Origin of the sequence: Brevibacterium sp. 'Marine', from assembly GCF_012844365.1 — a bacterium.
In the GTDB taxonomy this organism is placed as follows: domain Bacteria; phylum Actinomycetota; class Actinomycetes; order Actinomycetales; family Brevibacteriaceae; genus Brevibacterium.
The window spans coordinates 1,297,639-1,324,052 of sequence record NZ_CP051626.1; the positions used below are offsets into that span (position 1 = coordinate 1,297,639).

33 protein-coding genes are annotated in these 26,414 nt (G+C 64.3%); 29 read left to right on the forward strand and 4 right to left on the reverse strand.

Annotated elements, in window-relative coordinates:
* Positions 1-35: 35 nt before the first annotated feature.
* Positions 36-1,061, reverse strand: coding sequence for an ATP-dependent 6-phosphofructokinase (locus tag HF684_RS05675; RefSeq protein ID WP_169251718.1), 1,026 nt, complete (start codon positions 1,059-1,061; stop codon positions 36-38).
* The gene (locus HF684_RS05680) at positions 1,058-1,747 is read right to left on the reverse strand and encodes a DUF1707 domain-containing protein (protein ID WP_169251719.1); all 690 of its coding nucleotides are present in this window, start codon (positions 1,745-1,747) and stop codon (positions 1,058-1,060) included. The genes HF684_RS05675 and HF684_RS05680 overlap by 4 nt, the downstream gene beginning before the upstream one ends.
* A gap of 121 nt (positions 1,748-1,868) precedes the next feature.
* Here HF684_RS05680 and HF684_RS05685 point away from each other — a divergent pair, with 121 nt between their 5' ends.
* From HF684_RS05685 to HF684_RS05705, 5 genes are all read left to right on the forward strand, one after another.
* On the forward strand, positions 1,869-3,134 hold the full coding sequence (locus tag HF684_RS05685) for a glycosyltransferase (protein ID WP_169251720.1): 1,266 nt from the start codon (positions 1,869-1,871) through the stop codon (positions 3,132-3,134).
* Positions 3,127-5,256 carry a glycosyltransferase family 39 protein gene (locus tag HF684_RS05690; protein WP_169251721.1) on the forward strand — a complete coding sequence of 710 codons (2,130 nt, stop codon included), beginning with the start codon at positions 3,127-3,129 and terminating at the stop codon, positions 5,254-5,256. The genes HF684_RS05685 and HF684_RS05690 overlap by 8 nt, the downstream gene beginning before the upstream one ends.
* A 15-nt stretch (positions 5,257-5,271) precedes the next feature.
* Positions 5,272-5,988, forward strand: coding sequence for a response regulator transcription factor (locus tag HF684_RS05695; protein ID WP_169251722.1), 717 nt, complete (start codon positions 5,272-5,274; stop codon positions 5,986-5,988).
* A complete protein-coding gene (locus HF684_RS05700) occupies positions 5,985-7,520 on the forward strand; it encodes a HAMP domain-containing sensor histidine kinase (protein WP_169251723.1) in 1,536 nt (511 codons plus the stop codon). The genes HF684_RS05695 and HF684_RS05700 overlap by 4 nt, the downstream gene beginning before the upstream one ends.
* Positions 7,521-7,611: 91 nt before the next feature.
* A complete protein-coding gene (locus HF684_RS05705) occupies positions 7,612-8,427 on the forward strand; it encodes a hypothetical protein (protein WP_169251724.1) in 816 nt (271 codons plus the stop codon).
* 99 nt (positions 8,428-8,526) lie between these two features.
* Here the strand turns inward: HF684_RS05705 and katG are convergent, their stop codons facing one another.
* Entirely contained in the window at positions 8,527-10,731 is a 2,205-nt protein-coding gene (gene katG / locus HF684_RS05710; protein ID WP_169251725.1) for a catalase/peroxidase HPI, read from the reverse strand.
* A gap of 120 nt (positions 10,732-10,851) precedes the next feature.
* Positions 10,852-11,325, reverse strand: coding sequence for a Fur family transcriptional regulator (locus HF684_RS05715; RefSeq protein ID WP_169251726.1), 474 nt, complete (start codon positions 11,323-11,325; stop codon positions 10,852-10,854).
* A 556-nt stretch (positions 11,326-11,881) separates the two neighbouring features.
* Here HF684_RS05715 and rpsL point away from each other — a divergent pair.
* The 24 genes from rpsL to rplO all read left to right on the forward strand — a co-directional run bounded on the left by rpsL (position 11,882) and on the right by rplO (position 26,263).
* Positions 11,882-12,256: a 30S ribosomal protein S12 gene (gene rpsL / locus HF684_RS05720; RefSeq protein ID WP_025777935.1), complete on the forward strand. Its 375-nt coding sequence runs from the start codon at positions 11,882-11,884 to the stop codon at positions 12,254-12,256.
* Positions 12,256-12,726: a 30S ribosomal protein S7 gene (rpsG, locus tag HF684_RS05725; RefSeq protein WP_025777934.1), complete on the forward strand. Its 471-nt coding sequence runs from the start codon at positions 12,256-12,258 to the stop codon at positions 12,724-12,726. The genes rpsL and rpsG overlap by 1 nt, the downstream gene beginning before the upstream one ends.
* A gap of 99 nt (positions 12,727-12,825) precedes the next feature.
* Positions 12,826-14,931, forward strand: coding sequence for an elongation factor G (gene fusA, locus HF684_RS05730; protein WP_169251727.1), 2,106 nt, complete (start codon positions 12,826-12,828; stop codon positions 14,929-14,931).
* A gap of 116 nt (positions 14,932-15,047) precedes the next feature.
* Entirely contained in the window at positions 15,048-16,241 is a 1,194-nt protein-coding gene (tuf, locus tag HF684_RS05735) for an elongation factor Tu (protein WP_169251728.1), read from the forward strand.
* Positions 16,242-16,771: 530 nt separating this feature from the next.
* Positions 16,772-17,080, forward strand: a complete 309-nt coding sequence (rpsJ, locus tag HF684_RS05740; protein WP_009379191.1) for a 30S ribosomal protein S10 — start codon at positions 16,772-16,774, stop codon at positions 17,078-17,080.
* Positions 17,081-17,091: 11 nt separating this feature from the next.
* On the forward strand, positions 17,092-17,766 hold the full coding sequence (gene rplC / locus HF684_RS05745; RefSeq protein ID WP_025777931.1) for a 50S ribosomal protein L3: 675 nt from the start codon (positions 17,092-17,094) through the stop codon (positions 17,764-17,766).
* 5 nt (positions 17,767-17,771) lie between these two features.
* Positions 17,772-18,425 carry a 50S ribosomal protein L4 gene (gene rplD / locus HF684_RS05750; protein ID WP_169251729.1) on the forward strand — a complete coding sequence of 218 codons (654 nt, stop codon included), beginning with the start codon at positions 17,772-17,774 and terminating at the stop codon, positions 18,423-18,425.
* Positions 18,422-18,721, forward strand: coding sequence for a 50S ribosomal protein L23 (gene rplW, locus HF684_RS05755; RefSeq protein WP_025777929.1), 300 nt, complete (start codon positions 18,422-18,424; stop codon positions 18,719-18,721). The genes rplD and rplW overlap by 4 nt, the downstream gene beginning before the upstream one ends.
* A gap of 30 nt (positions 18,722-18,751) precedes the next feature.
* Positions 18,752-19,588: a 50S ribosomal protein L2 gene (rplB, locus tag HF684_RS05760; protein ID WP_169251730.1), complete on the forward strand. Its 837-nt coding sequence runs from the start codon at positions 18,752-18,754 to the stop codon at positions 19,586-19,588.
* Positions 19,589-19,603: 15 nt separating this feature from the next.
* Positions 19,604-19,885, forward strand: a complete 282-nt coding sequence (gene rpsS / locus HF684_RS05765; RefSeq protein ID WP_025777927.1) for a 30S ribosomal protein S19 — start codon at positions 19,604-19,606, stop codon at positions 19,883-19,885.
* Positions 19,886-19,927: 42 nt separating this feature from the next.
* Complete coding sequence (rplV, locus tag HF684_RS05770) at positions 19,928-20,314, forward strand: 50S ribosomal protein L22 (RefSeq protein ID WP_025777926.1); 387 nt, start codon at positions 19,928-19,930, stop codon at positions 20,312-20,314.
* Positions 20,314-21,129: a 30S ribosomal protein S3 gene (gene rpsC, locus HF684_RS05775; RefSeq protein ID WP_139468552.1), complete on the forward strand. Its 816-nt coding sequence runs from the start codon at positions 20,314-20,316 to the stop codon at positions 21,127-21,129. The genes rplV and rpsC overlap by 1 nt, the downstream gene beginning before the upstream one ends.
* A 3-nt stretch (positions 21,130-21,132) precedes the next feature.
* The gene (gene rplP, locus HF684_RS05780; RefSeq protein ID WP_025777924.1) at positions 21,133-21,549 is read left to right on the forward strand and encodes a 50S ribosomal protein L16; all 417 of its coding nucleotides are present in this window, start codon (positions 21,133-21,135) and stop codon (positions 21,547-21,549) included.
* Positions 21,550-21,551: 2 nt separating this feature from the next.
* Positions 21,552-21,803 (forward strand): 50S ribosomal protein L29, encoded by a 252-nt coding sequence (rpmC, locus tag HF684_RS05785; protein ID WP_025777923.1) that lies wholly within the window; start codon positions 21,552-21,554, stop codon positions 21,801-21,803.
* A complete protein-coding gene (gene rpsQ / locus HF684_RS05790) occupies positions 21,803-22,090 on the forward strand; it encodes a 30S ribosomal protein S17 (protein WP_025777922.1) in 288 nt (95 codons plus the stop codon). The genes rpmC and rpsQ overlap by 1 nt, the downstream gene beginning before the upstream one ends.
* Positions 22,091-22,235: 145 nt before the next feature.
* Positions 22,236-22,604 carry a 50S ribosomal protein L14 gene (gene rplN / locus HF684_RS05795; protein ID WP_025777921.1) on the forward strand — a complete coding sequence of 123 codons (369 nt, stop codon included), beginning with the start codon at positions 22,236-22,238 and terminating at the stop codon, positions 22,602-22,604.
* A gap of 2 nt (positions 22,605-22,606) precedes the next feature.
* Complete coding sequence (gene rplX / locus HF684_RS05800; RefSeq protein ID WP_092015649.1) at positions 22,607-22,975, forward strand: 50S ribosomal protein L24; 369 nt, start codon at positions 22,607-22,609, stop codon at positions 22,973-22,975.
* Positions 22,975-23,544, forward strand: coding sequence for a 50S ribosomal protein L5 (gene rplE, locus HF684_RS05805; protein ID WP_169251731.1), 570 nt, complete (start codon positions 22,975-22,977; stop codon positions 23,542-23,544). The genes rplX and rplE overlap by 1 nt, the downstream gene beginning before the upstream one ends.
* 67 nt (positions 23,545-23,611) lie before the next feature.
* Complete coding sequence (gene rpsH, locus HF684_RS05810; protein ID WP_025777918.1) at positions 23,612-24,010, forward strand: 30S ribosomal protein S8; 399 nt, start codon at positions 23,612-23,614, stop codon at positions 24,008-24,010.
* A 17-nt stretch (positions 24,011-24,027) separates the two neighbouring features.
* The gene (gene rplF / locus HF684_RS05815) at positions 24,028-24,564 is read left to right on the forward strand and encodes a 50S ribosomal protein L6 (protein WP_025777917.1); all 537 of its coding nucleotides are present in this window, start codon (positions 24,028-24,030) and stop codon (positions 24,562-24,564) included.
* Positions 24,565-24,566: 2 nt separating this feature from the next.
* Complete coding sequence (gene rplR, locus HF684_RS05820) at positions 24,567-24,947, forward strand: 50S ribosomal protein L18 (protein WP_025777916.1); 381 nt, start codon at positions 24,567-24,569, stop codon at positions 24,945-24,947.
* Positions 24,944-25,627, forward strand: a complete 684-nt coding sequence (gene rpsE, locus HF684_RS05825; RefSeq protein ID WP_025777915.1) for a 30S ribosomal protein S5 — start codon at positions 24,944-24,946, stop codon at positions 25,625-25,627. Before rplR ends, rpsE begins: the two co-directional genes overlap by 4 nt.
* Entirely contained in the window at positions 25,627-25,809 is a 183-nt protein-coding gene (gene rpmD / locus HF684_RS05830) for a 50S ribosomal protein L30 (RefSeq protein WP_025777914.1), read from the forward strand. Before rpsE ends, rpmD begins: the two co-directional genes overlap by 1 nt.
* Before the next feature lies 1 nt (position 25,810).
* Positions 25,811-26,263: a 50S ribosomal protein L15 gene (gene rplO, locus HF684_RS05835; protein WP_025777913.1), complete on the forward strand. Its 453-nt coding sequence runs from the start codon at positions 25,811-25,813 to the stop codon at positions 26,261-26,263.
* Positions 26,264-26,414: the final 151 nt, after the last annotated feature.

The following is a 26,414-nucleotide window of genomic DNA, read 5'->3' on the forward strand; positions in this document are numbered from 1 at the left end:
CTCCACCCGTTTCTCGGTGAAGATGTCGGACTCACTCAGCCGAAGAGAACCTGTGCCTCTTCCCAGCGATGCAGCGGCACGGACTTGAGGCTGTCGACGGCCGATGACATCTCCACCGAGACGATGTCCGTGCCCTTGAGGCTGGCCATCTTGCCCCAGTGCCCGTGCTGGGCGAGGTCGGCCGCAGCCATGCCCAACCGGGTCGACAGGACCCGGTCGTACGCGGTGGGGGAGCCGCCTCGCTGCAGGTGTCCGAGGATCGTCGCCCGAGATTCGATGCCGGTGATCTCCTCGATCTTCGGGGCCAGGTAGTTCGCGATCCCGCCGAGGCGGACCCGTCCCTTGTTGTCGACGCCGTGGTCGGCGACCTGTGAGTCGAATCCTTCGGGGATGAACCCTTCGGCGACGACGACGATGGGTGCGCGCCCGCGGTCCCTGGCCGAGCGCACCCAGTCCGAGATCTGTTCGAAGGAGACGGGGAACTCGGGCATGAGGATCGCGTGTGCGCCTGCCGCCATGCCGGCGTGCAGGGCGATCCATCCGACATTGCGTCCCATGACCTCGATGACCATGCAGCGGTGGTGGGACTCTGCGGTGGTGCGGAGTCGGTCGATGGCCTCGGTGGCGATGGACTGGGCGGTGTCGAAGCCGAAAGTGTAGTCCGTGTTGCCGAGGTCGTTGTCGATGGTCTTGGGCACGCCGACGATGTGCAGGCCCTCTTCATGGACCAGACGTGAGGCGCCGGCCAGGGTGCCTTCGCCGCCGATGGCGATGAGCGAATCGATGCCGTGGGCGGCCATGACCTCCCGCATCCGCTCGGGTCCGCCGTCCTCATAGGGGTGGGTGCGGGAGGTGCCGAGGATGGTTCCGCCGCGTCCGGACAGTCCGCGCACGTCGAGCATGGTCATATCGAACATGTCGTCGTCGAGCAGACCCCGCCAGCCGTCGCGGATGCCGACGAACTCCGCGTCATAGGCGCGGATGCCTTTGCGGACGATGCCGCGGATGACAGCGTTGAGGCCCGGGCAGTCGCCTCCCGAGGTGAGTACACCGATCTTCATTCCAGTTGACCCTGATCCTTTGCTCGATAGCCTTTGGCGAGCCGGACGTCGTGTCCGGCCATGAGGGAGAAGCCCTTGAGGATCACGGTCCCGTTGGACCCGTCACCCTGCGCGGATCGGCGGACCTCATTGCCCGCCATGATGTTGATGGTCTCGTCGCGGATGCGCACTCCCGGCGGCACGAAGATGTCGTTGCCGGCCCACATCGCATATGAGTTCAGTTCGACGGTCACTCCGGGACCCATGACCTCGCAGAGGTCGATGTTGTCACCGCCCATGAGGGCGTAGGTGGTGACCTCGGCGGTGCCGGGAGGCACGTCGAGCTGACGTCCGGACATGATGGCCACGGAGTTCATCGGCGAAGCCGATCCCGGTTCCGCAGCCGGGGAGAGTTCGCTCGGTCCGCGCCGCTGCAGCTGGGAGCCCGGATCTGTGGGACCCGGCGTCTGACCGGTCTGGCGGGCGAGCTTCCGGTGGAGCGAGTCGCCCTCGGGGAGGTCGTCGATGAGAGGGATGAGCTCGTCGAGGAATTTCGCTCCGATCGCGTCATCCTGTCGCTGCGCCGTCTCCTCGGGGTCGAGGCGACCGTTCGTCACGGCATCGGTGATCACTGAGAGGACATCGTCGCGGTCCTGGTCGGAGGCGCGGATGCGCCGCTGAGGAGGAGGGGAGTCGTCATCGGCCATGAAGCCCAGTGTAGCGGTCTTCACATTCGCGAGCAGGGAGGACTGCGGTGACGAGGACTCCACAGCAGGGCCACAGCTTCGACCAATGCTGGGCCTATCGACCGCCGCGAATGTGGAGGGCATGAGACATGAGAGCAGCGCCTGGCAGCAGCCGGAGACGCAGACAGCCGACACGGCCACCCGACCGACCACGACCGTCGACCTCGTCGTCCCGGTGTACAACGAGGAGGCTTCGCTGGCCGCCTCGGTCGAGACCCTCCTGGCCGTCGAACCCTCCCGCGGAACCGAGGTCACAATCATCATCGCCGACAATGCGAGCACCGATGAGACGCCCATCATCGCCGCGACCCTGGCGGCGACGTACCCGCAGGTCGAGTACGTCCGCCTCGAACAGAAGGGCCGCGGTCGCGCACTGAACCAGGTGTGGCAGGCCTCGTCGGCGGACGTCGTCGCCTACACGGACGTGGATCTGGCCACAGACATCCGAGTCCTCGACCCGATGGTCGAGATCATCCGGTCGGGGCTGGCCGATGTCGCCATCGCCTCTCGGCTGCAGCCCGGTGTTGCGGTCGAGCGCGGGATCAGACGCGAGATCATCTCCCGCTGCTACAACCGACTGCTCAAGCTCAGCCTCGGCGTCGGGTTCAGTGACGCCCAATGCGGTTTCAAAGCGCTGTCGGCACGGGCAGCGAAGGAACTGCTGCCGCAGGTCGAGGACTCTGAATGGTTCTTCGACACTGAGCTGCTCGCTCGCGCCGAGTGGGCCGGGTACCGCATCCACGAGTTCGGCACGGACTGGACGGATGACCCGGACTCCTCCGTCGACGTGGTCAGCACGGCTTGGAAGGACATCAAGGGCATCGTCCGGCTGCGCACCGGCGGACGCACCCGGGTCAGTCACGCAGTCCCCGCACCGAACACCGGAGCACAGATCCTCCATTTCATCGACGTCGGGATCATCAGCACCGTGCTCTACGCCGTGCTGTTCCTCCTCGGCATCCAATTCGTCTCGGAGCCCGCGGCGAACATCCTTGCGCTGCTCCTTTCGACGATCGCGAACACGGCCCTCAACCGGGGCCACACCTTCGGAGTGAGATCTCCGCACCGCCGCCTGACCTCCCAGTTGAAAGGCATGGCGGCCTTCGGCCTGTGCCTGGCCTTCACCTCGGCAGGTCTGGCCGTCGCAGACGGATTCACCGGACCGGGGGCAACTGTCGGCACGCTCGCCGTGCTGACGGCGGCGAACCTCGCCGCCACGGTGGTCCGGTTCGTGCTCATGCGCACATGGGTCTTCGCCCGCGGTTCCCACCACAGCGTCCACCGCGCCACCACGACTGCTGCAGCCGGAACGGCGCACCCGAACGAAAAGGACATCGACCATGTCTGAGACCCCCACCCTATATGCCCGCGCCCGCGGACTGCGACGGCATTGGTACCCGATCACACTCACCGTGCTCACACTCGGCATGATCGCGGCGTTCCTCGCCAATCTCACGGCCAACGGCTGGGCGAACTCCTTCTATGCGGCGGCCGTGCAGGCCGGATCGGAGAACTGGGAGGCGTTCCTCTTCGGCTCCCTCGACTCGGCGAACGCGATCACCGTCGACAAACCCCCAGCCTCACTGTGGCTGATGGCCCTGAGCGCCCGCGTCTTCGGCTTCTCATCGTTCTCGATGCTGCTGCCTCAGGTCCTCCTGGCCGGGGTGAGCGTACTCCTCATCGTCCATTCGCTGCGGCTGAGCCTGCGGTCCCATGTCGGACCGGGACTTGAGAAGGCTGCCGCGCTGGGCGCCGGTGCGATCTTCGCCGTCTCCCCGGTCGTGGCGATGATGTTCCGGTTCAACAACCCGGACGCGCTGCTTGTGACCCTGATGATCGGTGCCGTCGTCGCGACCCAGCACGCCCTGCGCACGCTCACCGGGGCTCGCCGGCGACCCTCGGCCCGCCGCATCGTCGGTTGGCTCGTCCTCGCCGGAGTCTGCCTCGGGCTGGGTTTCCTGACCAAACAGTTCCAGGTCCTCCTCATCGTCCCCGGCCTCGCTGTGGCCTGGGTGCTCTTCGCCCGCACTTCCTGGCCCCGTCGCCTGCTGTGGCTGCTCGTCCCGCTCGGGTCGATGATCGTCAGCGCCGGGTGGTGGATCGCCCTCGTCGAACTCACCCCTGCCGGCTCCCGCCCCTACGTCGGCGGCTCCCAGTCGAACTCCTTCCTCGAACTCACCTTCGGCTACAACGGCTTCGGACGGCTGACCGGCAACGAGACCGGCTCCGTCGGCAGAGGAGGCGGTCAGGGCGGCGGATGGGGCGAAACGGGCATCACCCGCCTATTCACCGGCAGCTTCGGCCAGCAGGTGTCGTGGTTCCTGCCCACCGCATTGTTCCTCCTGGTCGTGACGGTCGTTCTCCTCACCCTCGCCGAGGCGGCCCGCTGTCGCCGTGTTCCCACCGTCACGGACGGTGACAGGGAGGCCGGCCGTGCGGTGAGCGCGTCCGCCGCAATCGGCACGGGCAGCCTCGGCGCGGGACTGCTCATGTGGGGTGCGTGGCTGATCGTCACGTGGCTCGTGCTGTCGAATATGAACGGGATCGTCCACGAGTACTACACGGTTGCACTCATTCCTGCGATCGCCGCCGTCATCGGCCTCGGCGTCGCGGTGCTGCTCGCCCGTGACGGATTCCTCCCACGTCTGCTGCTGGCGGTGGCTTGGGCCCTGACCGGGGCGTGGCAGTTCATCATCAGCTCGCAGATGACCGGGATCCCGGGCGTGCTGCGCTGGTGTGTGCTCATCGTCTCGATCCTCGGCGCTCTGGTCCTCATCGTCACCGCGCACCGGCGGATCGGCACGGCACTTGTCTCGGTGCTCGTCGCGGTGGCCATCCTCGGCAGCGCTGCGATTCCGGCTCAGCTGGCCGTGCGCACGATCGCGGGGTCGACGCAGGGATCGATCGTCACGATCGCCGGCACGAGCGCAGGTCTGGGCGGTGGTCCCGGTGGTGGCGGAATGCCCGGCGGAGGAGCCGGGCCGGGCGGAGGCGCCGGCGGCACGGACGGCACGCCCGGTGGCTCGCCCGGCGGGACCAGCAATTCCGAGGCCGGCGCCGGCGGCACGGACGGCACGCCCGGAGGCGGTGGCGGCGGAATGGGCGGTCTGCTGGGCGCCTCCGAACCCTCGGACGAACTCACACAGCTGCTCGAACAGGATGCCTCGGACTACACATGGGTGGCTGCGACGACGGGGGCGAACCAGGCTGCGGGATACCAGCTCGCGCTCGAAGAGCCGGTGATGGCGATCGGCGGGTTCAACGGCACCGATCCGTCACCGACCCTCGCCGAGTTCAAACAGCTCGTGGCCGACGGCAAGATCCACTACTACATCGGATCGGGCTCCAGCGGCCAGGGCCCCGGCGGGAGCTCGGACTCTGCCTCGTCCCAGATCGCGGATTGGGTCGAGGCGAATTACGAGGCGACGACCGTCGACTCCGTTTCGCTCTACGATCTCAGTGCAGGTTGAGGGGATAATCGAGCTATGAACCCGACAGCGAATCCGCCGGCGCGCATCCTCATCGTCGACGACGAAGCGAATCTCTCCGAGCTCCTCGTCATGGCCTGCCACGTCAGAGGCTGGGAAGCCGAGGGAGTCGGCACCGGCCGCGAGGCCGTGGCGCTGGCCAGGAGCGCACGCTTCGACGCGATCGTCCTCGACGTCATGCTGCCCGACCTCGACGGGTTCGCCGTGATCGAGAAGATCCGAGCCGAGGGCATCGACACTCCGGTGGTCTTCCTCTCCGCCAGAGACGAGGTCGACGACCGGCTGACGGGTCTGCGGCTGGGCGGGGACGACTACGTGACGAAGCCGTTCAACCTCGATGAGGTCATCGCCCGGATCGAGGTGCGCCTGCGCCGGGGGGTTTCGAACGGTCCGGTCGATGAGGATGATGTGCTGCGCGTGGGCGACCTCGAACTCGACGAACGCTCTCACGAGGTCACCCGCGCCGGTCATCCGATCGAGCTGACGGCTCGCGAGTACGAGGTGCTGCTGCTGTTCATGCGCAATCCGCGGGTGGTGCTGTCGAAGGCCCAGATCCTCGATCGCGTGTGGGACTACGACTTCGGCGGCAACGGCAACATCGTCGAACTCTACGTCTCCTACCTGCGGAAGAAGATCGACACCCCGTTCCCCGACCTGCCGAATCTCTTCCACACCAAGCGCGGGGCCGGCTACATCATGCGGGCGGAACAGTGACTCTGCGCCGGTGGCGGCTGCAGACGAGGCTCATCGTCCTCGCCGGACTCGTCCTCCTCCTCGTCGGCGCCGGAATCGGCACCGCCTCCTGGCTGAGTGTGCGCGGTTCGCTGATGACCGACCTCGACGCCCAACTGACATCGATGACCTCGCATGCACGTTCGGGAGACGGCCCCGGTGCGGGCCCCGGGGCGAGCGGCAATCCGGGCACCTCCGGTGGGGGCGATGACTCGGCGGCGGCGGTCGATTCGGCTCTGCGCTATCTCTTCCAGCCGGGGGTCGGCGATGGTGCTCTCGTCGTCGTCGATTCCGGTGACGGGGGAGAGGGGCTCATCGCCGAGGCGGGACTGACCCGTCCGCGCGCGCTGTCCGCAGAAGCGATCGACGCCCTGCTCGAGGTCGAGCCCGAGGGCGCCGAATCCGCCCATGAGTCCGTGCGGGTGCCCGGGTTCGGCGCCTACCGGGTCGTGGCCTTCGACGACGGCGGAACCACCACCGTCTACGGTGTTCCGCAGAGCAGTGTCGATTCCGCGCTCGAGCGCACGGCTTGGACGACCGCGCTCGTCGTCCTCATCGGCGTCATCGCCACGGCCGCGCTCATGGCCGTGATCATCCACCGCCAGCTGCGGGACCTGCGTGACGTCGCCCGCACTGCCAGGGAGGTCACCGACCTTGAGCTGAGCGCCGGCAAACCCGAGCTCGCCCTGCGGGTTCCCGCCGAGCTCGCGGTGCCGGGCACGGAGGTCGGTGATGTGGGAGCCTCGGTCAACCGGATGCTCGACCACGTCGGCTCCGCGCTCGAGGAGCGCTACCGCGGCACGGAGCAGATGCGCCGCTTCGTCGCCGACGCCTCCCATGAGCTGCGCACTCCGATCGCGACGATCCGCGGTTGGGCCGACCTCACCCGCCCGTACCGTGATGATCTGCCCGCCGAGGTGACCACCTCCTTGGGCAAGATCGATTCCGGAGCGATGCGGATGTCCTCCCTCGTCGATGATCTCCTTCTCCTCGCCAGGCTCGAAGCCGGCCGCCAGCCGACGAGAGAGGATACCGTCGACGTCTCCTCCCTGCTCGTCGAACTCGTCGAAGACGCCCATGTGGTCAACCCCGACCATGCGATCTCCCTCGATGTCCCCCCGGAGGCCCTCGAGGTGCGCGGAGCAGCCGATCAGGTCCGCCGGGTCGTGTCGATCGTGCTCACGAACGCCTGCGTGCACACGCCCCCGGGCACCAGCGTGCACGTTGAGGCACTGGCGGCCCGGAAACCGGTCTCCGGGCAGCTGCCCAGCGATGTCGTGGCGATCCGCATCAGCGACGATGGTCAGGGCATTCCGTCCGAGATCCGGGACCGAGTCTTCGACCGCTTCGTGCGTGGAGACCCCTCGCGGGCACGGCAGGACGGAGCCAAGGGAGGCTCCTCGGGGCTGGGACTGTCGATCGCCGCCGGACTAGTCGAACTCATGCGCGGCGGCATCTCGATGTCGAGCACGGACGCGGGTACGACCTTCGAGCTGCGTCTGCCTGCCGCTTGAGGCCAATCGCACAGGCTGGCCACAGGCATGACTGGGAAGGCCTACAGCGAGGGGACCGAAAGTGGAATCACCGACAATCAGAGGAGATTCCATGACCGAGAACCAGAACCCCGACCAGAACCGCAACCACGCGGAGAACCGGGACCACGTGGAGAATGCAGCGCCGGACTCGAACGGCGCGGACACCACTCGCAGAATCGAAGCGCAGGGCACGGCAGGACCTCATGCCGGACCCGACTGGGCCATGCAGTCGCAACCGACCGACCAAGGCCGTGCGAACGAATGGGCCGAGCAGACCACGCGCTCGGCACCCGATCCGCAGGCCGGGATCCCGGAGGGACAGCGGCCGTGGGTGAACCCCTATGACCGGTCCGCCCAGATTGCACAGTCCGGCAGCCCCGGGGGACCACGCAAGCAGAAGCGACGCGTCCCGCTCGTTCCTGCGGTGGTCGCCGGATCGGCCCTCTTCGTCGTCGGCGGTCTCGCCGGAGGAGCGATCGGTGCGTCGACGGCCATGGCGTCGAACGATTCGGGGACGAGCCAGGGGCCGGGAGGCCAGAACGGACCCGGCGGAATGGGCGGCCAACAGGGCGGTGCTCGGGACGGCGGCGGACAGTCGAACGGCGGAGGCATGCCCGGGGGGCAGTCGAACGGCGGAGGCATGCCCGGCGGACAGTCCAACGGAATGCCGGGAAACCAGAACGGCAGCACCGACTCCGGGGGCTCGTCCGACGGGTCCAGCTCCGATGGAACCAGCTCGGACGGCAGCGCCTCTGACTCCGACGGATCGGACGCGAGCGCTGACTCCACCTCGGCGGGCACCCACGAGACGACGATCGAGAACGCCGCCGTCACGCACTTCGAGCGGATCTTCACCGGATTCGCCGTCCTCAACCGGGACGAGTGAACGCCGCCTGATATCAGCGCAGCACAGACGATGCCCCCCACCGGTCGGTGGGGGCATCGTCATGCTGACGCGTCGGTCACCTCGGCGACCGTCGCCGGATCAGCGTTTGAGGTCGAAGCGGTCGGCGTCGACGAGCTTCGTCCAGGCCTTGACGAAGTCGGCGACGAACTTCTCGTTCGCGTCATCCGAGCCGTAGACCTCGGCGATCGCGCGAAGCTCGGAGTTCGCTCCGAACAGGAGGTCGATCCGGCTGCCGGTCCAGAGTTTCTCGCCCTCGGGGGAGAAGCACTCGTAGACATTGGCCGTCTCGGACGGTCCGATTGGTTTCCACACATTGCCGAGGTCGAGCAGGTTGACGAAGAAGTCGTTCGTCAGCTCGCCGGGGCGATCGGTGAAGACACCGAGTTCGGAGTCCTCGTAGTTCGCACCGAGGACGCGGAGGCCGCCGATGAGAACCGTGAGCTCGGGCGGGGTCAGACCCAGCAGGCTGGCCTTGTCGAGCAGAAGGTACTCGGCCTTGAGCGGAAGACCTTCGGTGAGGTAGTTGCGGAAGCCGTCGTGAGTCGGCTCGAGGTAGCCGAAGGAGTCGACATCGGTCTGCTCCTGGGTGGCGTCGCCGCGACCGGTCGAGACCGGAACCGTGATCGGGTGCCCGGCTGCTGCGGCAGCGGTTTCGACTCCGACGGCACCGGCGATCGCCAGCACATCGGCAAACGATGCTCCGGTGGACTCCGCGATGCCCTCGAGAACAGGGAGCACCTCGGCGAGCTTGGCAGGCTCATTGGCCTCCCAGCTGCGCTGCGGTTCGAGACGGAGACGACCGCCGTTGACGCCGCCGCGCATGTCCGAGACGCGGTGCGACGATGCCGCGGCCCATGTCGTCGACACGAGCTGCGAGACGGTCAGACCGGACTCACGGACGGCAGCCTTCACGGCCTCGAGGCCGGCGCCATCGAGCGGAGTGCCGGCCGGGACCGGGTCCTGCCAGATGAGCTCCTCGCTCGGAGCTTCGGGGCCGAGGTAACGGGTCGCCGGACCCATATCGCGGTGGGTGAGCTTGAACCAGGCACGAGCGAAGGCATCCTCGAACGCCTTCTGATCATCCTTGAAGCGGCGCGAGATCTTCTCGTACGCCGGGTCGAAGCGCAGCGACAGGTCGGTGGTGAGCATACGGGGCTCGCGGCGCCCGTCGCCCTGGGCCATCGGGACCATATCGTCTCCGCCGCCGTCCTTGGGCCGCCACTGCAGGTGTCCGCCTTCGTTCTCGAAGACCTCCCACTCGTAGGCGAAGAGGATGTGGAAGAACTCGTTGTCCCAGCGGGTCGGGTGGTAGGTCCACGTGACCTCGATGCCCGAACCGATGGAGTCATTGCCCTGGCCCGAGCCGAAGTCGGACTTCCAGCCCAGACCCTGCTCTTCGAGCGCGGCGGCTTCCGGGTCGGCGCCCTTGTGCGATTCGGGGCCGGCGCCGTGCGTCTTGCCGAAGGTGTGTCCACCGGCGATGAGAGCGACGGTCTCCTCGTCGTTCATAGCCATCCGTCCGAAGGTCTCGCGGATGTCGATCGCGGCCTTGACCGGATCGGGTTCGCCTTCGGGGCCTTCTGGGTTGACGTAGATGAGTCCCATGGTGGTCGCGGCCAGGGGCTTCTGCAGCTCACGGTTGCCCACGTAGCGCTTGTCGGTGCCCAGCCACTCGGTCTCGGAGCCCCAGTACACATCGTTGTCGGGTTCCCAGACGTCCTTGCGGCCGCCGGCGAAGCCGAAGGTCTTGAAGCCCATCGATTCGAGTGCGACGTTGCCGGCGAGGATGAAGAGGTCGGCCCAGGAGATCTTCTTGCCGTACTTCTTCTTCACCGGCCACAGCAGGCGACGGGCTTTGTCGAGTGAGACGTTGTCGGGCCAGGAGTTCAGCGGTGCGAAGCGCTGCTGGCCTTCGCCGCCGCCTCCGCGGCCGTCCTGCACACGGTAGGTGCCGGCCGAGTGCCAGGCCATGCGGATCATGAACGGACCATAGTGCCCGAAGTCAGCGGACCACCAGTCCTGGTTGTCCTTCTGCAGTGCTTCGATGTCGGCCTTGAGCTGGTAGTAGTCGAGGCTGTTGAACTCCGCGTCGTAATCGAAGTCGGGGTCCATGGGGTCGCGTGCCGGCTGACCCTTGGCGAGGATCTTGAGGTTGAGCCGATTGGGCCACCACTGAGCATTGGCATCACCCTGGACGGGATTGACCAACTGGTCGGAATCCGGCGCCGCCGGTTCCGTGGAAGTGTGTGCGACCGGGCAGCCGCCGGTGGTCGTCTGGGTCATCGTGTTCCTTTCACAGTCGAGTCGCATTCGACGACTCGGATGACGGGATGGGCAACCCTCGCAGAAAGGGCATAGTCGTGTCCTCGGGAGAAGACGGGTGGTGGTGAACGGAAGCCGGAGTCACACGACCGAGAACTGATCGTCGCCGGTCGGCTGAGCACCGGCGGCCGCGCAGTCGGGGCACAGGCCCCAGAACGTCACTTCGGCCTGCTCGATGACGAAGCCGGCATCATGGGACGGGGTCAGGCACGGAGCCTGCCCGATCGTGCAGTCGACATCGACGATGAGATTGCACGATCGGCACACCAGATGATGGTGGTTGTCCCCGATGCGACGCTCGTACCGCGCCACCGAGCCCGCGGGCCTGATGCAGCGGACGAGCCCCACCTCGGTGAGAGTGTGAAGCGAATCATAGACAGCCTGGTGGGAGACCGCCGGCAGCGATTCCCGCACCGAGCGGATCACGGTCTCGGTGTCGGCATGCGGGTGATCCCGCACGGCACCGAGGACTGCGACTCGCTGTTTCGTCACGCGCAGCGACGTCTGCCGCAGAGCCGCAGCGGCGTCGTCGTGTTCATGCTTCGTCCCGTTCACAGCACCAGAATGCCTGCTTCTCTTGAACGAGTCAAGGAAAGTGGGGATGGGTCCTCGCCGAGGCGGCCGACCGGAATCGCTGTGAATCCGCCCACGCGGCGACCATGTTCCGCCGAGTGCTGAGAAGTGCGCCGCCGGTCTGTGAATACGCTGGTGAGCCGTGTGGTTGATCGGGCGAGGGGAGTGCTGCGTGATTTCGCCGGTGCGGAGAGGTAGCATGGATGATCGCCATTTTGACCAGACGTGCTCGAGAGAGATATTCTGGTAGGCGACTGATTGTGTTATCTGCGTCGTCGATCGATCCTGCCGAGTGTTCTGTGAGGCTCGGAATCCCTGAGAGAAGTCGTCGATGCAGGCCGCCGAGATGTCGTCTCTGTGCTTCCGTGTCCTTGCGACACACCCGGGCGCAGGGGTCGATGACTCGCGTGGTTACTGGCATCGGGAGCCAAGCTTCACCCGGTGTCCGGTCGGATATGTCCCACGGTTCACAGAGGCGACTGCGGTCGTGGCCGGCATTGGGAATTAGGTCTATCGAGAAGCAAATGGAGAACGCTTAGTGCCGACAATCCAACAGCTCGTCCGCAAGGGACGGCATGTCAATACAGCAGGATCGGACGCTCCTGCCCTCAAGGGCAGCCCGCAGCGTCGTGGAGTGTGCACCCGTGTGTACACCACCACCCCCAAGAAGCCGAACTCGGCTCTTCGCAAGGTCGCTCGTGTCAAGCTTTCGAGCCAGATCGAGGTGACCGCCTACATCCCGGGCGAGGGACACAACCTGCAGGAGCACTCGATCGTGCTCGTGCGCGGTGGCCGCGTCAAGGATCTGCCCGGTGTCCGCTACCGGATCGTCCGCGGTTCGCTCGACACCCAGGGCGTCAAGGGTCGCCAGCAGGCCCGCAGCAAGTACGGTGCGAAGAGGGAGAAGAAGTAATGCCACGCAAAGGTCCTGCACCCAAGCGACCGATCGTCGTTGACCCGGTCTTCAGCTCACCGCTCGTCACGCAGCTGATCAACAAGATCCTGCTCGACGGCAAGCGCTCGACCGCAGAGCGGATCGTCTACAGTGCCCTCGAGGGCACTCGCGAGAAGAACGGCAACGATCCCGTTGTCAACCTGAAGAAGGCTCTCGACAACATCCGTCCGTCCCTCGAGGTCCGCTCCCGCCGCGTCGGCGGTGCAACCTACCAGGTGCCGATTGATGTTCGTCCGGCTCGTTCGACCACTCTGGCTCTGCGGTGGCTCGTGGGATACTCCCGCCAGCGCCGTGAGAAGACCATGACCGAACGGCTCATGAATGAGATCCTCGACGCCGGCAACGGCCTCGGCGCAGCAGTCAAGCGCCGCGAGGACACTCACAAGATGGCCGAGTCCAACAAGGCCTTCGCCCACTACCGCTGGTAATCGCCTGCCCTGCGCGCCGGTCGGCGGACCTCGTCCGCGAGTGCCGTCGACCGGCGGCACAGGGGAGTCGAGCAAATCATCGATTGAGAGAGAGACACCGTGGCACTTGACGTGCTCAGCGACCTGAACAAGGTCCGTAATATCGGCATCATGGCCCACATCGATGCGGGTAAGACAACTACGACTGAACGCATCCTCTTCTACACCGGCGTGAACTACAAGATGGGCGAGACCCACGACGGCGCCGGCACCATGGACTGGATGGACCAGGAGAAGGAGCGCGGCATCACGATCACGTCGGCCGCGACGACCTGCTACTGGGACAACAACCAGATCAACATCATCGACACCCCCGGTCACGTCGACTTCACGGTCGAGGTCGAGCGTTCGCTGCGCGTCCTCGATGGTGCCGTCGCCGTGTTCGACGGCAAGGAGGGCGTTGAGCCCCAGTCGGAGACCGTGTGGCGTCAGGCCGACAAGTACGACGTTCCGCGCGTGTGCTTCGTCAACAAGATGGACAAGCTCGGTGCTGACTTCTACTTCACCGTCGACACCATCAAGGAGCGCCTCGGCGCGAAGCCGCTGGTCATCCAGCTGCCGATCGGTGCCGAAAGCGAATTCGCCGGTGTCGTCGATCTGCTCGAGATGAAGGCCTACATCTGGCCCGACGAGACCAAGATGGGTCAGGACATGACTGAGGTCGAGATCCCCGAGGATCTCAAGGACAAGGCTGTTCAGTATCGTGCACAGCTCGTCGAGGACGTCGCCGAGAACTCGGAAGAGCTCATGGAGAAGTACCTCGAGGGTGAAGAGCTCACGACGGCTGAGATCAAGGCCGGCATCCGCGAACTCGTCATCAAGTCCGAGGCCTTCCCGGTCATGTGTGGTTCCGCCTACAAGAACAAGGGCGTGCAGCCCATGCTCGACGCGGTCATCGACTACCTCCCCTCACCGCTCGACGTGCCTCCGATGATCGGACACAACCCGAGCAACGACGAAGAGGAGCTGACCCGCAAGCCTTCGACGGACGAGCCGTTCTCGGCTCTGGCCTTCAAGGTCGCCTCTCACCCGTTCTTCGGATCGCTGACCTACGTGCGCGTGTACTCCGGTCATGTGAAGTCCGGCGAACAGGTGCTCAACACCTCGTCGGGCAAGAAGGAACGCGTCGGCAAGCTCTTCCAGATGCACTCCAACAAGGAGAACCCTGTCGAAGAGGCGTTCGCCGGCCACATCTACGCCTTCATCGGTCTCAAGGAGACCACGACGGGCGACACGCTCAGCGACCCGGCCAACCCGATCGCTCTCGAGTCGATGACCTTCCCGGAGCCTGTGATCTCCGTGGCCATCGAGCCGAAGACCAAGAGCGACCAGGAGAAGCTGTCCTCGGCCATCCAGAAGTTCGTCAAGGAAGACCCGACCTACCAGGTCGAACTTGACGAGGAGACCGGCCAGACCGTCATCCGCGGAATGGGCGAGCTGCACCTCGACATCCTCGTCGACCGCATGCGTCGCGAGTTCAAGGTCGAGGCGAACGTCGGCAAGCCCCAGGTCGCCTACCGTGAGACAATCCGTCGCACTGTCGAGAAGTACGATTACACCCACAAGAAGCAGACGGGTGGATCGGGACAGTTCGCGAAGGTCCAGGTCACCTTCGAACCTCTCGAGGTCGAAGGCGATACGATTTACGAGTTCGAGAATGCCATCACGGGCGGACGCGTTCCGCGCGAGTACATTCCGAGCGTCGACGCCGGCATCCAGGACGCCATGCAGCTCGGTGCCCTGGCCGGTTACCCCATGGTCGGTGTCAAGGCCACTCTGGTCGACGGCGCCTACCACGATGTCGACTCTTCGGAGATGGCATTCAAGATCGCCGGTTCGATGGTCTTCAAGGAGGCCGTCCAGCGGGCGAACCCGGTTCTTCTCGAACCGGTCATGGACGTCGAGGTGCGTACCCCTGAGGAATACATGGGTGACGTCATCGGCGACCTGAATTCCCGGCGTGGACAGATTCAGTCGATGGACGATGCTTCCGGTGTGAAGGTCGTCAAGGCTGTGGTCCCGCTGTCGGAGATGTTCGGCTACATCGGTGATCTGCGGTCGAAGACCCAGGGCCGTGCGGTGTACTCGATGACTTTCTCCAGCTATGCGGAGGTCCCGAAGGCTGTTGCCGAGGAGATCATCCAGAAGGTGCGCGGCGGAGAGTAATCTCCGAATTCCGGTCGCCCCGGTGATCAAGAACATGGTCTCCGGAATGAAAGATAACCAACACAAGGTCTAAGATATGAACCGCATATCTTATTCCAACCACGAGGAGGAACCCAGTGGCAAAGGCTAGTTTCGAACGGACTAAGCCGCACGTCAACATCGGCACCATCGGCCACGTTGACCACGGAAAGACCACCCTGACCGCTGCGATCACCAAGGTCCTGGCGGATCAGTACCCGGATCTCAATGAGGCTCGCGCCTTCGACCAGGTCGACAACGCACCTGAGGAGAAGGAGCGCGGCATCACCATCAACGTCTCGCACGTTGAGTACCAGACGGAGAAGCGTCACTACGCTCACGTCGATGCCCCGGGTCACGCCGACTACGTGAAGAACATGATCACCGGTGCCGCTCAGATGGACGGTGCGATCCTCGTCGTCGCCGCTACCGACGGCCCGATGCCCCAGACCCGTGAGCACGTGCTGCTCGCGCGTCAGGTCGGCGTTCCCTACATCGTCGTGGCTCTGAACAAGTCCGACATGGTCGATGACGAGGAGCTCATCGAGCTCGTCGAATTCGAGGTCCGCGACCTGCTCTCGAGCCAGGACTTCGACGGAGACAACGCTCCGGTCATTCCGGTGTCCGCTCTCAAGGCGCTGGAAGGCGACGAGAAGTGGGTCAAGAGCGTTCAGGATCTCATGGCAGCTGTCGACGACAACGTTCCGGAGCCGGAGCGCGACGTCGACAAGCCGTTCCTCATGCCTGTCGAGGACGTCTTCACGATCACCGGTCGTGGAACCGTCGTCACCGGTCGTGTCGAGCGCGGTGTCCTCCTGCCGAACGACGAAATCGAAATCGTCGGCATCAAGGAGAAGTCGTCCAAGACGACCGTCACCGCCATCGAGATGTTCCGCAAGACCCTGCCGGATGCCCGTGCAGGTGAGAACGTCGGTCTGCTGCTGCGCGGCACCAAGCGCGAAGACGTGGAGCGCGGTCAGGTCATCGTGAAGCCGGGTTCGATCACCCCGCACACCAAGTTCGAAGCTCAGGTCTACATCCTGAGCAAGGACGAGGGCGGACGTCACAACCCGTTCTACTCGAACTACCGTCCGCAGTTCTACTTCCGGACCACGGACGTCACCGGCGTCATCACGCTGCCCGAGGGCACCGAGATGGTCATGCCCGGCGACAACACCGACATGTCGGTCGAGCTCATCCAGCCGATCGCCATGGAAGACGGCCTCCGCTTCGCTATCCGCGAGGGTGGACGCACCGTCGGCGCCGGTCGAGTCACCAAGATCAACGCCTGATCTGACTCACTGAGTACCATCGGTTGGGGCCGCAGCTCTTCGGAGCTGCGGCCCTTCCGCATGCCCGGGCGATGTTCGTCATACCCAGGCGATGTTCGTCAGTGTTCGGTCGGACGGTGCAGGTGGGTGAGTTGCCGAGGGTCGCGGAGCGCGAGGCGAGATCAGATGCGCTTCACGGGATCCTTGAGAGTTCCCTCACAGGCACGGTCCCCGGAATTGCGCGGGTGAAGTGCTCTATGACAAGATAGTGAAGTTGCGTTTTGGGCGTTGACCCCTGCACTGCGGTAGTGATACCGCGAACAGCCCGAAACACTATCGGATCGATGAATCTGCATCATGCGGGTTCGGACCGAGCAGCCAATGAGTAGAAGCGCCGTCGGTGGTTGGGGGAGAAGTGAGAATTTCTCCGCCGGGAACAGCCGACACGCCCGACCTCGGGGGTCGGTCATGGTCAGCCGGCACAGACGGCAGGGAGTCTTCAGACCTCTGCGAGTTGATGGCCGGAAGCAACTAAAGAAAGAGACGACGCCATGGCGGGACAGAAGATCCGCATTCGGCTCAAGTCGTACGACCACGCTGTGATTGACAGTGCTGCACGCAAGATCGTGGACACCGTCACTCGCGCAGGTGCGACTGTAGTGGGCCCCGTGCCGTTGCCAACGGAGAAGAACGTGTACTGCGTCATCCGTTCGCCGCACAAGTACAAGGACAGCCGTGAGCATTTCGAGATGCGCACGCACAAGCGTCTGATCGACATCGTCGACCCGACGCCGAAGGCAGTCGATTCGCTGATGCGTCTCGACCTCGCTGACGACGTCAACATCGAGATCAAGCTCTAAGGGAGGCAGCAATGGCGAACACTCGTTCATCCGCTCTCCCGACCACCAGCAAGGTCAAGGGCCTGCTGGGAACCAAGCTGGGCATGACCCAGGTCTGGGATGAGCAGAACAACCTCGTGCCGGTGACCGTTGTGGCCACCGGAAACAACGTCGTAACTCAGGTCCGCAACGAGGAAACCGATGGTTACCCCGCTGTGCAGATCGCATTCGGCGAAATCGATCCTCGCAAGGTCAACAAGCCGACCGCAGGCCACTTCGAGAAGGCCGGTGTGACCCCACGCCGTCACCTGGTCGAACTGCGCACTGCAGACGCTGCTGACTACGAACTCGGCCAGGAACTCGGCGTCGACACGTTCGAAGCCGGAATCAAGGTCGATGTGACCGCGAAGACCAAGGGCAAGGGAACCGCCGGTGTCATGAAGCGTCACGGCTTCGCCGGTGTCGGTGCCTCCCACGGTCAGCACCGCAACCACCGCAAGCCAGGTTCGATCGGCGGAGCCGCGACACCTGGTCGCGTGTTCAAGGGTATGCGCATGGCCGGCCGTATGGGCGCTGTCAAGCACACCACCCAGAACCTCACGATCCACGCCGTGGACAACGAGAACAACTTCCTGCTCATCAAGGGCGCCGTTCCCGGCCCCAAGGGTGGAGTCGTCCTCGTTCGCTCGGCCGTGAAGGAGGCCTGAACGTAATGACTGATGTCAAGACAGTCGACGTCATCGATGCCGCTGGTGCCAAGGCCGGTTCGGTTGATCTGCCCGCCGAGGTCTTCGGCGTGCCGACCAACGTGCCCCTGATCCACCAGGTCGTCGTTGCACAGCTGGCTGCGGCCCGTCAGGGCACGCACAAGACGAAGACCCGCTCCGAAGTTCGCGGTGGCGGTCGCAAGCCCTACCGCCAGAAGGGAACCGGCAACGCCCGTCAGGGTTCGATCCGCGCTCCCCAGTACAACGGCGGCGGAATCGTGCACGGACCGGTCCCGCGCGACTACTCGCAGCGGACCCCCAAGAAGATGAAGGCCGCCGCTCTGCGCGGAGCCCTGTCCGACCGTGCACGCCTCGATCAGGTCTTCGTGATGAAGAACCTGGTCACCGGCGACACCCCGTCGACCAAGCAGGCGAAGGCCGCACTGGCCGGCCTGTCCGAGCGCAAGAACACTCTCGTGGTGCTCGAGCGTGACGACGAGCTCACCTACCTGAGCGTGCGCAACCTGCCCCACGTTCACGTGCTCACCTCCGATCAGCTCAACACCTATGATGTGCTGCTCGCCGATGACATCGTGTTCACCGAGGCAGCTCTTGCCGCGTTCCTGAGCGGAAACCGCAAATCGGAGGACGCATCATGAGTCTGAACTTCAAGGACCCGCGCGACATCATCGTCGCTCCGGTCGTCTCGGAGAAGACCTACAGCCTGATGGACGAAGGCAAGTACACCTTCCTCGTCGACCAGGACTCGAACAAGACCGAGATCAAGCAAGCCATTGAAACGATCTTCGATGTGCAGGTCGCCAAGGTGAACACCCTGAACCGTCAGGGCAAGCGCCGCCGCACCCGCACCGGTTGGGGAAAGCGCAAGGACACCAAGCGTGCCATCGTCGCCCTCAAGGACGGATCGATCGACATCTTCGGTGGATCGCTCTAAGCGATCCTTCGTCAAAGAAGGACAAGACTCATGGGAATCCGTAAGCACAAGCCGACGACCCCGGGCCGCCGTGGCTCGTCGGTCGCCGACTTCGTCGAAGTGACCCGGTCTACACCGGAGAAGTCGCTTCTGCGCCCGCTGCCCAAGCGCGGCGGCCGCAACAGTCAGGGACGCGTGACCACTCGCCACCAGGGCGGCGGTCACAAACGTCAGTACCGTGTCATCGACTTCCGCCGCCATGACAAAGATGGCGTTCCGGCGAAGGTCGCACACATCGAATATGACCCGAACCGTACGGCTCGCATCGCTCTGCTGCACTACGCAGACGGAGAGAAGCGCTACATCATCGCCCCGCAGAACCTCAAGCAGGGCGCGCAGGTGGAAGCCGGTCCGGGTGCAGACATCAAGCCGGGCAACAACCTTGCCCTGCGCAACATCCCGGTCGGCACCGTCGTGCACGCAGTCGAGATGCGTCCCGGCGGCGGTGCCAAGATCGCTCGTTCTGCCGGTTCGTCCGTGCAGCTCGTGGCGAAGTACGGCCGTTTCGCACAGCTGCGGATGCCCTCGGGCGAAATCCGCAACGTCGATGCGCGCTGCCGTGCGACGGTCGGCGAGGTCGGCAATGCCGAGCAGTCGAACATCAGCTGGGGCAAAGCAGGCCGCATGCGTTGGAAGGGCAAGCGCCCGACCGTCCGCGGTGTCGTGATGAACCCGATCGACCACCCGCATGGTGGTGGCGAGGGCCGTACTTCGGGTGGTCGTCACCCAGTCAGCCCGTGGGGTCAGTTGGAGGGCCGCACACGCCGGCCGAACAAGGAGAGCGACAAGTACATCGTGCGCCGTCGCCGGACCGGCAAGAAGCGCTGATTGGAGTACTGACTTATGCCTCGTAGCCTCAAAAAGGGTCCTTTCGTCGACGAACACCTCTTCCAGAAGGTGGCTCGTCAGAACGAGAAGAACACCAAAAATGTCATCAAAACCTGGTCTCGTCGCTCGATGATCATCCCGGACTTCCTGGGACACACCATCGCAGTACATGACGGACGCAAGCATGTCCCCGTCTTCATCACTGAGTCGATGGTCGGACACAAGCTCGGCGAGTTCGCACCGACACGGACGTTCCGTGGCCACGAAAAGGACGATCGCAAGGGGCGCCGCCGCTGAGGCGGGGCACTCTTTCGATCCTAGAGAAGAGAGAAGGAAGCGATGGAAGCCAAGGCTAAGGCGCGTTACCTGCGCGTTACGCCTCGCAAGGCTCGGCGCGTCATCGACCTCATTCGTGGTCAGCAGGCGACCGAAGCACTTGCAGTGTTGAAGTTTGCAGAACAGTCGGCATCAGATCCGATTTACAAGCTCGTGGCCTCCGGCATCGCCAATGCGCGTGTCCGGGCCGACGAGGAAGGCGTTGCGTTCGACGAGAACGAACTGGTCATCTCCGAAGCCTTCGTGGATGAGGGGCCGACCATGAAGCGGTTCCGTCCGCGTGCCCAGGGTCGCGCATTTCGCATCGAGAAGCGCACCAGCCACGTGACAGTGGTCCTGGCCAGCGGTGACGACCTGCCTCAGCGCAAGAGCCGGAAGGGGAACCGCTAATGGGCCAGAAGATCAATCCGAATGGATTCCGACTCGGAATCACCACGGATCACAAGTCGAAGTGGTTCGCTGACTCGACCAAGCCGGGGCAGCGCTACCGCGACTACGTGCTCGAAGATGTCAAGATCCGCCAGATGATGAACACCGGTCTCGAACGAGCCGGCATCTCGAAAGTCAACATCGAGCGCACGCGTGACCGTGTTCGCGTCGACATCCACACCGCACGTCCGGGCATCGTCATCGGTCGTCGCGGAGCCGAAGCAGACCGCATCCGCGGTCAGCTCGAAAAGCTCACCGGCAAGCAGATTCAGCTCAACATCCTTGAGGTGAAGAACCCCGAGGTCGACGCACAGCTCGTCGCTCAGGGCGTTGCCGAACAGCTCGCCAGCCGCGTGGCCTTCCGCCGTGCGATGCGCAAGGCGATCCAGAGCGCTCAGCGCGCAGGTGCCAAGGGCATCCGCGTGCAGTGCTCCGGCCGCCTCGGCGGTGCTGAGATGAGCCGGTCCGAGTTCTACCGCGAAGGACGTGTGCCGCTGCACACCCTGCGTGCGAACATCGACTTCGGCGTTCACGAAGCCCACACCACTTTCGGTCGCATCGGCGTCAAGGTGTGGATCTACAAGGGCGACATGACCGACAAGGAGCTTGCTGCCGAGCAGGCCAAGGCTCCTGCTGCTCGTGGCCCGCGTGGCCGTGGGCGCGGTCGTGGAGGCCGCGGACGTGGTCAGGAAGGCGCACCGCGCCGAGGCGACCAGGCCCGTAATACTGAGAACAGTGCCGAAGCCCCCGCGGCTGAGGCCGGATCGGAGGGCTGAGAAATGCTGATCCCTCGTCGAGTGAAATTCCGCAAGCAGCACCACCCCAACCGGGGCGGCGCCGCCAAGGGAGGCACGACGGTGTCCTTCGGTGACTACGGCATTCAGGCTCTCGAGCCGGCTTATGTCACCAACCGTCAGATCGAGGCCGCACGTATTGCCATGACGCGCTACATCAAGCGCGGCGGCAAGGTGTGGATCAACATCTACCCTGATCACCCGCTGACGAAGAAGCCTGCCGAGACCCGCATGGGTTCCGGTAAGGGTTCGCCGGAGTGGTGGATCGCCAATGTCAAACCCGGTCGAGTCATGTTCGAACTCGGCGGTGTGTCCGAGGAAGTTGCTCGCGAGGCTCTGCGCCTGGCGATCCACAAGCTTCCGCTGAAGGCCCGTATCGTGGCCCGCGAAGGTGGTGAGTGAGAATGGCTATCGGTTCGAAGAACCTTTCCATCGACGCGCTTGACGGTTACGACAACGAGCGTCTGCAGGAAGAGCTCAAGAAGGCCAAGGCCGAGCTGTTCAACCTGCGTTTCCAGTCGGCCACCGGTCAGCTGGAGAGCCACGGTCGCCTCAAGGCCGTGCGTCGGGACATCGCTCGTATCTACACCGTGCTCAACGAACGGGAGCTGGACATCCGTCCGAACCCCGCTGATGCCAAGGAAGAGAGCAAGTGATGGCGGAGACCACGAATACCGAGGCCACTGCTGCGGAACGCAACTCCCGCAAGACCGCACGTGGTTACGTCGTATCCGACAAGATGGACAAGACCATCGTCGTCGAGGTTGAGGAGCGCATGAAGCACCGCCTCTACGGCAAGGTCATGCGCAAGTCGGTCAAGTACAAGGTTCACGACGAAGAGAACACCGCCGGTATCGGCGACCTCGTCCTCGTGGCCGAGACGCGGCCCCTTTCGGCCGCGAAGCGTTGGCGGCTCGTCGAAATCGTCGAACGCGCCAAGTAGTCAACGCCACCCCACCCACCCGGTCCCGCCCGCGGCCTCCTGCAGGCCGCGGGCGGCTACCGGGAACGGGGTGAAATGTCAATGAATCCGTTCCGCAAGGCTCGCGCTCAAGGCGTGAGAACCAGCGCGACGACAGGAGAAAATAGTGATTCAGCAAGAGTCGCGACTCAAAGTCGCCGACAACACTGGCGCCAAGCAGATCCTGGCAATCAGGATCCTGGGTGGCTCCGGTCGGCGCTACGCCTCGATCGGTGACACCATCGTGGCAACCGTCAAGGATGCAATCCCGGGCGGAAACGTGAAGAAGGGTGACGTCGTCAAGGCCGTCATCGTTCGCACTGCCAAGGAACGTCGTCGTCCCGACGGTTCCTACATCAAGTTCGATGAGAATGCAGCTGTCATCCTCAAGAACGATGAGGAACCACGCGGCACCCGTATCTTCGGACCCGTGGGACGCGAACTCCGCGACAAGAAGTTCATGAAGATCGTCTCCCTGGCACCGGAGGTGTTGTGAGCATGGCGAACAAGCTCAATATCAAGAAGGGCGACCTCGTCCAGGTCATCGCCGGCGCTCGGCAGTCCCGTGGTGGCGATCGTGGCAAGCAGGGCAAGGTCCTTGCCGTCTACCCCGAACGCAACCGCGTCCTCGTTGAGGGCGTCAACCGCGTGATCAAACACAAGAAGGCTACGCAGACTCAGGCCGGCGGCACCGCTGGTGGCCGTGAGACCCACGAAGCCCCCATCCACGTGTCCAACGTGGCGCTCGTTGACCCCAAGGACAACAAGCCCACCCGCGTCGGATACCGCGAGGAGAGCGTCGAACGCGATGGTCGCACCAAGACCATTCGGGTTCGCTTCTCGCGTCGCACCGGGGAGGAGATCTGATGACGGAAACAACCACCAGCCGTCCCGCACCGCGTCTCAAGCAGATTTACCGTGAAGAGATCGTTGCGAAACTGCAGGATGAGTTCAACTACGCCAACCCCATGCAGGTTCCCGGTCTGACCAAGGTCGTCGTGAACATGGGTGTGGGTGACGCAGCACGCGATTCCAAGATGATCGAAGGCGCGATCAACGACCTGACTCTGATCACCGGTCAGAAGCCTGTTGTGACCCGTGCCCGCAAGTCCATCGCTCAGTTCAAACTGCGCGAAGGTCAGCCCATCGGCGCCCACGTGACCATGCGTGGAGCCCGGATGTGGGAGTTCATCGACCGCGTCATCACTCTGGCACTGCCGCGTATCCGCGACTTCCGCGGACTCTCGGATCGTCAGTTCGACGGACACGGTAACTACACCTTCGGCCTCACGGAACAGTCCATGTTCCACGAGATCGACCAGGACCGGATCGACCGCGTCCGCGGTATGGATATCACCGTCGTCACCACCGCGGCAACCGACGACGAGGGACGTGCACTGCTGCGTCACCTCGGGTTCCCGTTCAAGCAAAAATAATCGCTACGTTGCAGGTCCAAGCACAGCATGTGGGCGGAAACCGTAACGAGGAAGGGCACGTGCCCAAATGACAATGACTGATCCAGTCGCAGACATGCTTACGCGTCTGCGCAACGCCAACTCGGCTTATCACGAGGACGTCAGCATGCCGTTCTCGAAGCTCAAGTCGAACATCGCCGAGATCCTCAAGACCGAGGGCTACATCACCGGCTGGAGCGTCGAAGACGCCGAAGTCGGCAAGACGCTGCTCCTGGACCTGAAGTTCGGACCCAACCGGGAACGTTCGATCGCCGGCCTGCGCCGGGTGTCGAAGCCGGGACTGCGCGTCTACGCGAAGTCCACGAACCTGCCCAAGGTTCTCGGCGGCCTCGGCATCGCCATCCTGTCGACCTCGTCAGGCCTCCTGACGGACCGTCAGGCCGCCAAGAAGGGTGTGGGTGGGGAAGTCCTCGCCTACGTCTGGTAAAGGAAGGAGAGAAGAACATGTCACGTATTGGCAAGAACCCGATCTCCGTTCCCAGCGGCGTCGAGGTCAAGGTCGACGGCCAGGATGTCGCCGTCAAGGGACCTAAGGGCGAGCTGTCCGTCACCATCGCCGAGCCGATCACCGTATCGCTCGAAGACGGTGTCATCACAGTGGCCCGTCCGGACGAAGAGCGCGAATCGCGTTCGCTGCACGGACTGTCCCGTACGCTCATCAACAACATGATCGTCGGTGTGACCGATGGCTACTCCAAGGCCCTCGAGATCGTCGGAACCGGTTACCGTGTCCTGGCCAAGGGATCGAACCTCGAGTTCGCCCTCGGCTACAGCCACCCGATCGTCGTCGAACCGCCGGAGGGAATCTCCTTCAGCGTCGACGGCCAGACCAAGGTCGCTGTCCACGGAATCGACAAGCAGCTCGTCGGTGAGACCGCTGCGAACATCCGGAAGCTGCGCAAGCCAGAGCCCTACAAGGGCAAAGGTGTGCGCTACGCCGGCGAAATCGTCCGTCGCAAGGTCGGAAAGGCTGGTAAGTAAAGATGGCCTTTGGCAAGAAGGAAAGCTACGGCAAAGGCAGGGCAGCTGCTCGCAAGCGTCGTCACGCTCGACTGCGCAAGCATGTCAGCGGCACGACCGAGCGCCCTCGCCTCTCAGTGACTCGCTCCACGCGCCACGTCTTCGTCCAGGTCATCGACGACACCGTCGGCAAGACCCTGGTCTCGGCCTCCACCATGGAAGCCGACCTGCGGACATTCGAAGGCGACAAGACCGGCAAAGCCCGCAAGGTGGGCGAGCTGGTTGCTCAGCGTGCCAAGGACGCCGGAATCGAATCCGTCGTCTTCGACCGTGGAGGCAATGCCTACCACGGCCGTGTGCAGGCAATCGCCGAAGGTGCCCGTGAAGGAGGATTGGCCCTATGAGCACTGAAGAGAACAAGGAACAGCAGGCAGCTGCTGAGACCCGCACCGACAACAGCGGTGACCGTTCCTCCCGTGGCCGCGGCCAGGGTGGACAGGGCGGTCAGGGTCGCGGACGCGGCGAAGGCCGTGGACGCGGCGGTCGCAACGACCGTGAAGACAAGAACCAGTTCATCGAACACGTCATCACGATCAACCGCGTGTCGAAGGTCGTCAAGGGCGGACGTCGGTTCTCCTTCACGGCTCTCGTCGTGGTCGGAGACGGCGACGGTATGGTCGGCATGGGCTACGGCAAGGCGAAGGAAGTTCCTGCCGCCATCGCCAAGGGCGTCGAGGAAGCGAAGAAGAACTTCTTCCGCGTTCCCCGCATCCAGAAGACCATTCCGCACCCGATCCAGGGCGAGGAAGCCGCAGGTGTCGTCCTGCTGCGTCCGGCCGCTCCGGGTACCGGAGTCATCGCCGGTGGACCCGTTCGTGCGGTCCTCGATGCGGCAGGCGTCCAGGACGTCCTGTCCAAGTCGCTGGGCTCGGCGAACGCGATCAACATCGTGCACGCCGCGATCGCCGCGTTGAAGGGCCTCGAGCGTCCGGAAGAGGTTGCGGCTCGCCGTGGCCTGCCCGTCGACGAGGTTGCTCCGCACGCACTGCTGCGAGCAGCCGCTGAAAGTGGGGCGAAGTCCTGATGGCAAAGCTCAAGATTACTCAGCGCAAGTCCGCAATCGGATACCGTCAGAGCCAGCGCGACACGCTGCGTTCGCTCGGTCTCAAGCGGACCAACGACGTTGTGGTGCAGGAAGATCGCCCCGAGATCCGGGGAATGATCAACGCTGTCCGCCACATCGTGACTGTGGAAGAGGTCGATTGATATGTCGAACAACGACTCGCTGAAGCTGCACGATCTGCGCCCTGCCCCCGGAGCCAAGACCGCCAAGACCCGCGTCGGTCGTGGTGAGGCTTCGAAGGGCAAGACTGCCGGACGCGGAACCAAGGGCACGAAGGCCCGCTACCAGGTTCCGCACGGCTTCGAGGGCGGCCAGACTCCGATGCACATGCGTCTGCCCAAGCTGCGTGGATTCAAGAACCCCGCCAAGGTGGAGTTCCAGGTTGTCAACCTCGACAAGCTGTCCAGCCTGTTCCCCGAGGGCGGAGACGTCACCGTCGCCGATCTCGTGGAGAAGGGCGCTGTGCGCGCAAAGCAGCCCGTCAAGGTTCTCGGCACCGGTGAGATCACCGTGGCCCTGAACATCACAGCAGACAAGTTCTCCGGCTCTGCAGCCGAGAAGATCAAAGCTGCAGGCGGAAGCGCCAACGAGGCCTGATCCGTTCCACGCGGACGGTATCCCGGCCTCATCGCCGGAAAGGGGAGCGGTCACTTCGGTGGCCGCCCCCTTCTGCATGCTCGGAAAGGTCACGGAGACGGTCTGTGATCCGGCCCGAGACCGCTGCGATTCCCCTTGGACCTGAAGCCTG